This is a genomic window from Halorubrum vacuolatum (genome assembly GCF_900188065.1).
In the GTDB taxonomy this organism is placed as follows: Archaea; Halobacteriota; Halobacteria; order Halobacteriales; family Haloferacaceae; genus Halorubrum; species Halorubrum vacuolatum.
In genome coordinates this window covers 1-5,292 of the sequence record NZ_FZNQ01000045.1, presented here as the reverse complement: position 1 = coordinate 5,292, position 5,292 = coordinate 1, and the positions used below count along the sequence as shown (strand labels likewise).

General features: G+C 57.6%; 1 tRNA gene and 3 rRNA genes. All 4 read left to right on the top strand.

What is annotated here, in order from left to right:
• The first annotated feature begins 155 nt into the window (after positions 1-155).
• Positions 156-1,626, top strand: a 16S ribosomal RNA gene (locus CHB65_RS16460).
• A 170-nt stretch (positions 1,627-1,796) separates the two neighbouring features.
• Positions 1,797-1,868 (top strand) — tRNA-Ala (locus tag CHB65_RS16455).
• 234 nt (positions 1,869-2,102) lie between these two features.
• Positions 2,103-5,021, top strand: a 23S ribosomal RNA gene (locus CHB65_RS16450).
• Positions 5,022-5,171: 150 nt separating this feature from the next.
• Positions 5,172-5,292: ribosomal RNA gene (rrf, locus tag CHB65_RS16445) — 5S ribosomal RNA — on the top strand; the annotation flags it as partial.

Sequence of the window (5,292 nt, the reverse complement as noted above, 5' to 3'; positions counted from 1 at the left end):
ATCTGATGTGAGCCTTGGTAGTTCGGTGTCATCCGGAACGCTGGATGCATCGGACACCATATAGACCATGCAATGGTGTTTTGACCCGAACGATCACCTCGTTCGGTCAAAACCCGCCATAACCCCCTCGAGCTGGGAATCAAGCTCGAGGAACCATTCCGGTTGATCCTGCCGGAGGCCATTGCTATTGGGATCCGATTTAGCCATGCTAGTTGTACGAGTTCAGACTCGTAGCGAACAGCTCAGTAACACGTGGCCAAACTACCCTTCGGAGCACCATACCCTCGGGAAACTGAGGCTAATAGTGCATTCCACACTCAGCCTGGAATGGCGAGTGTGACAAACGCTCCGGCGCCGAAGGATGTGGCTGCGGCCGATTAGGTAGACGGTGGGGTAACGGCCCACCGTGCCGATAATCGGTACGGGTGGTGAGAGCCAGAACCCGGAGACGGAATCTGAGACAAGATTCCGGGCCCTACGGGGCGCAGCAGGCGCGAAACCTTTACACTGCACGCCAGTGCGATAAGGGGATCCCAAGTGCGTAGGCATAGAGCCTACGCTTTTGTACACCGTAGGGAGGTGTACGAATAAGGGCTGGGCAAGACCGGTGCCAGCCGCCGCGGTAATACCGGCAGCCCAAGTGATGGCCGATCTTATTGGGCCTAAAGCGTCCGTAGCTGGCCGCACAAGTCCATCGGGAAATCCACCCGCTCAACGGGTGGACGTCCGGTGGAAACTGTGTGGCTTGGGACCGGAAGGCGCGACGGGTACGTCCGGGGTAGGAGTGAAATCCCGTAATCCTGGACGGACCGCCGATGGCGAAAGCACGTCGCGAGAACGGATCCGACAGTGAGGGACGAAAGCTAGGGTCTCGAACCGGATTAGATACCCGGGTAGTCCTAGCCGTAAACGATGCCTGTTAGGTGTGGCTCCCACTACGAGTGGGTGCTGTGCCGTAGGGAAGCCGCTAAACAGGCCGCCTGGGAAGTACGTCCGCAAGGATGAAACTTAAAGGAATTGGCGGGGGAGCACTACAACCGGAGGAGCCTGCGGTTTAATTGGACTCAACGCCGGACATCTCACCAGCATCGACTGTAGTCATGACGGTCAGGTTGATGACCTTACCACGAGCTACAGAGAGGAGGTGCATGGCCGCCGTCAGCTCGTACCGTGAGGCGTCCTGTTAAGTCAGGCAACGAGCGAGACCCGCATCCTTACTTGCCAGCAACGCTGTGAAGCGGTTGGGGACAGTAGGGAGACTGCCGTGGCCAACACGGAGGAAGGAACGGGCAACGGTAGGTCAGTATGCCCCGAATGTGCTGGGCAACACGCGGGCTACAATGGTCGGGACAGAGGGTTCCTACCCCGAGAGGGGACGGTAATCTCAGAAACCCGATCGTAGTTCGGATTGTGGGCTGAAACTCGCCCACATGAAGCTGGATTCGGTAGTAATCGCGTGTCAGCAGCGCGCGGTGAATACGTCCCTGCTCCTTGCACACACCGCCCGTCAAAGCACCCGAGTGAGGTCCGGATGAGGCGTACCACGTACGTCGAATCTGGGCTTCGCAAGGGGGCTTAAGTCGTAACAAGGTAGCCGTAGGGGAATCTGCGGCTGGATCACCTCCTACTGACCCGGGACTCTCTGCTACAGAGAGCCCACCTTCGACCGTCACCACGACGGTCACTATTCATTTGCACGGTCACTGGCGTCCACGCAGCCACCGTTCCGGACACTTCAGAACTACCAAGGCTCACAAAACACGCGAACAACCCTTCTCTACGACGCGTAGGAAGGTGGGCTCATAGCTCAGCGGTAGAGTGCCTCCCTTGCAAGGAGGATGCCCTGGGTTCGAATCCCAGTGAGTCCATGTCAGCCTTCAAGCGAATCCGTCGCCCTTACATAGGCGGCGTGGTTCGGTTGAAGTAGACGACCGATGCACCATTCCGGGAAACCGCGAATGGGAAGGGTTCGACGAACGCCCCGCCAGGGCGATTCGATGACGACCGTGTATACGTGCGATCCAGACGTCCACTGAACTCATCCGAGTTCGTGGAACGTCAGTAAACCATATACAGTCGGTGACTTTTCGAAGTCACAGACACACTACTGGCTACTGTGCCAGCTGGTGAATGGCTCGGCTCGAGAGCCGACGACGGACGTGCCAAGCTGCGAAAAGCCTGAGGGACCCGCATGGAGGGAAAGAACTCAGGATCTCCCAATCGGAATCCGTATCACAATTGCCACGCGCAATAGGGAACTCCCCGAATTGAAACATCTCAGTAGGGGAAGGAAGAGAACGCAACCGCGATGTCGCTAGTAACCGCGAGTGAACCCGACACAGCCCAAACCGAAGGTCTTACGACCAATGTGGTGTTCGGGCTGACAACCAAGCACTGACCCGCTAGCTGAAGTCTCCTGGAACGGAGCGTGAAACAGGGTGACAACCCCGTAAGCTAGTGCAGTACAACCGGCGTCAGTTCCAGAGTAGCGGGGGTCGGATATCCTCCGTGAACGACTCAGGCATCCCCTGAGAAGGCTAAACACTCCTCGAGACCGATAGCGAACAAGTAGCGTGAGCGAACGCTGAAAAGCACCCCGAGAAGGGCGGTGCAATAGGGCCTGAAATCAGTTGGCGATCGAGCGACAGGGCGTAGAAGGCGTCTCAGAAAACGAACAGAGAGCGATCTCTCAGTAGGAACTGAGACGAGCCGGCGTCGTGTCGTGCGTTTTGAAAAACGACCCAGGGAGTGTACCTACATGGCGAGTCTAACTCGTGTATCGAGGGAGGCACAGGGAAACCGATACGGCCGCAGTCTTCCGACCAGGGCCACCGTGTTCAAGCGCGGGGAGCCACGTGGGTACGACCCGAAACCAGGCGATCTATGCATAGGCAGGGTGAAGCGTGGCGAAAGCCACGTGAAGGCCCGTTAGAGTTGGTGTCCTACAATACCCTCTCGTGATCTATGTATAGGGGTGAAAGGCCCATCGAGCCTGGCAACAGCTGGTTCCGACCGAAACATGTCGAAGCATGACCTCACCAGAGATAGCCCGCGGGGTAGAGCTACCGATTGGATGACTCGCCTCCGAGAGGAGTCGACCATCCTGTCAAACTCCGAACCCGCAGGCGTCGTAGATGGTGGGAGTCCGGTGCGCGGGGTAAGCCTGTGTACCATGAGGGGAACAACCCAGAGCCGGGTTAAGGTCCCAAAGTGTAGATTAAGTGCAATCGAAAGGTGGTCTCAAGCCCTAAACAGCCGGGAGGTGAGCTTAGAAGCAGCTACCCTCTAAGAAAAGCGTAACAGCTTACCGGCCGAGGTTTGAGGCGCCCAAAATGATCGGGGCTCAAATCTACCACCGAGACCTGGCCGCATCCTTCAACGGATGACCGCGTAGGTCGGCGTACTGTCCGGATGGAAGCACGGGTGAGAGCTCGTGTGGACCGTTCAGTAACGACAATCCTGGTCACAGTAGCAGCGATAGTCGGGTGAGAACCTCGACGGCCTGATGTGCAAGGGTTCCTCGGCACTGCCAATCAGCCGAGGGTCAGCCGGTCCTAAGTCTCGCCATAACTTGACCGAGACGACGGGAAACTGGTTAATATTCCAGTGCCATCATGCAACAAAAGTCGACGCCGTGTGGACCGCTGAGCCGGGCTTTCGCCCGGTCGAATTGAGGAACCTCGTGGAAGCCGTCATGGCAGGAAGCGAGAGAAGCTCAAGAGAGCGCAAGTCAGCCGTACACAGGGCCCGTGAAAAGACGAGCATGATGTCCGTACCGAGATCCGACACAGGTGCACTGCCAGAGCAAGGCAAGGCCTGTCGGGAGAACCGACGTTAGGGAATTCGGCAAGTTAGTCCCGTACCTTCGGAAGAAGGGATGCCTGCTTTCGACGAAGCAGGTCGCAGTGACTCGGGCGCTCCGACTGTCTAATAACAACACAGGTGACCGCAAATCCGTAAGGACTGGTACGGTCACTGAATCCTGCCCAGTGCGGGTATCTGAACACCTCGTACAAGAGGACGAAGGACCCGTCAACGGCGGGGGTAACTATGACCCTCTTAAGGTAGCGTAGTACCTTGCCGCTTCAGTAGCGGCTTGCATGAATGGATAAACGAGAGCGCCACTGTCCCAACGTTGGACCCGGTGAACTGTACGTTCCAGTGCGGAGTCTGGAGACCCCCAAGGGGAAGCGAAGACCCTATAGAGCTTTACTGCAGGCTGTCGCTGAGACGTGGTCGCCGATGTGCAGCATAGGTAGGAGGCATTACAGAGGTGCGCGCGCCAGCGCGTCGCCCAGCCGTCATTGAAATACTACCCGTCGGTGACTGCGACTCTCACTCCGGGAGGAGTACACCGGTAGCCGGGCAGTTTGACTGGGGCGGTACGCGCTCGAAAAGATATCGAGCGCGCCCGAAGATCACCTCATCCGGGTCGGGAACCCGGAGAAGAGCGCAAGAGCAGAAGGTGGTCTGACAGTGTCATTCCCAACGAGTGACGCTGACGCGAAAGCGTGGTCTAGCGAACCTACGAGGCTCCCGGATGGGGCCCGTAGATGACAGAAAAGCTACCTTAGGGATAACAGAGTCGTCACCCGCAAGAGCACATATCGACCGGGTGGCTTGCTACCTCGATGTCGGTTCCCTCCATCCTGCCCGTGCAGAAGCGGGCAAGGGTGAGGTTGTTCGCCTATTAAAGGAGGTCGTGAGCTGGGTTTAGACCGTCGTGAGACAGGTCGGCTGCTATCTATTGGGGGTGTTTGAGGTACCTGACGTGAACGAACGTATAGTACGAGAGGAACTACGTTTGGTCGCCACTGGTGTACCGGTTGTTCGAGAGAGCAGATGCCGGGTAGCCACGCGACACGGGGTAAGAGCTGAATGCATCTAAGCTCGAAACCCACATGAAAAAGAGGTACCCTGGAGGTCACTCGTAGAAGACGAGTTCGATAGACTCGGGATGTACGCGCCGAGGCAACGAGGCGTTGAGTCCACGAGCACTAACAGACCGAGCCACAGTCATACGGTTTGACTGAGGTTTCGCGACTCGCATGAGTTCAGGCGGTAACTGGATCGCACGTATAGACGGTTGGCAGAGAGACGCACGCGGCGCGTATCGTCGGAGCCATCGACGCAGGTTGCATAATGTTCGGTTCGAGTCCGGACGTCGACATAGAGGCGGCCAGAGCGGTGAGGTCACACCCGTACCCATCCCGAACACGGAAGTTAAGCTCACCAGCGTACTGGATGGTACTGGAGTGAGAGATCCTCTGGGACGTGCAGTTCGCCGCCTCG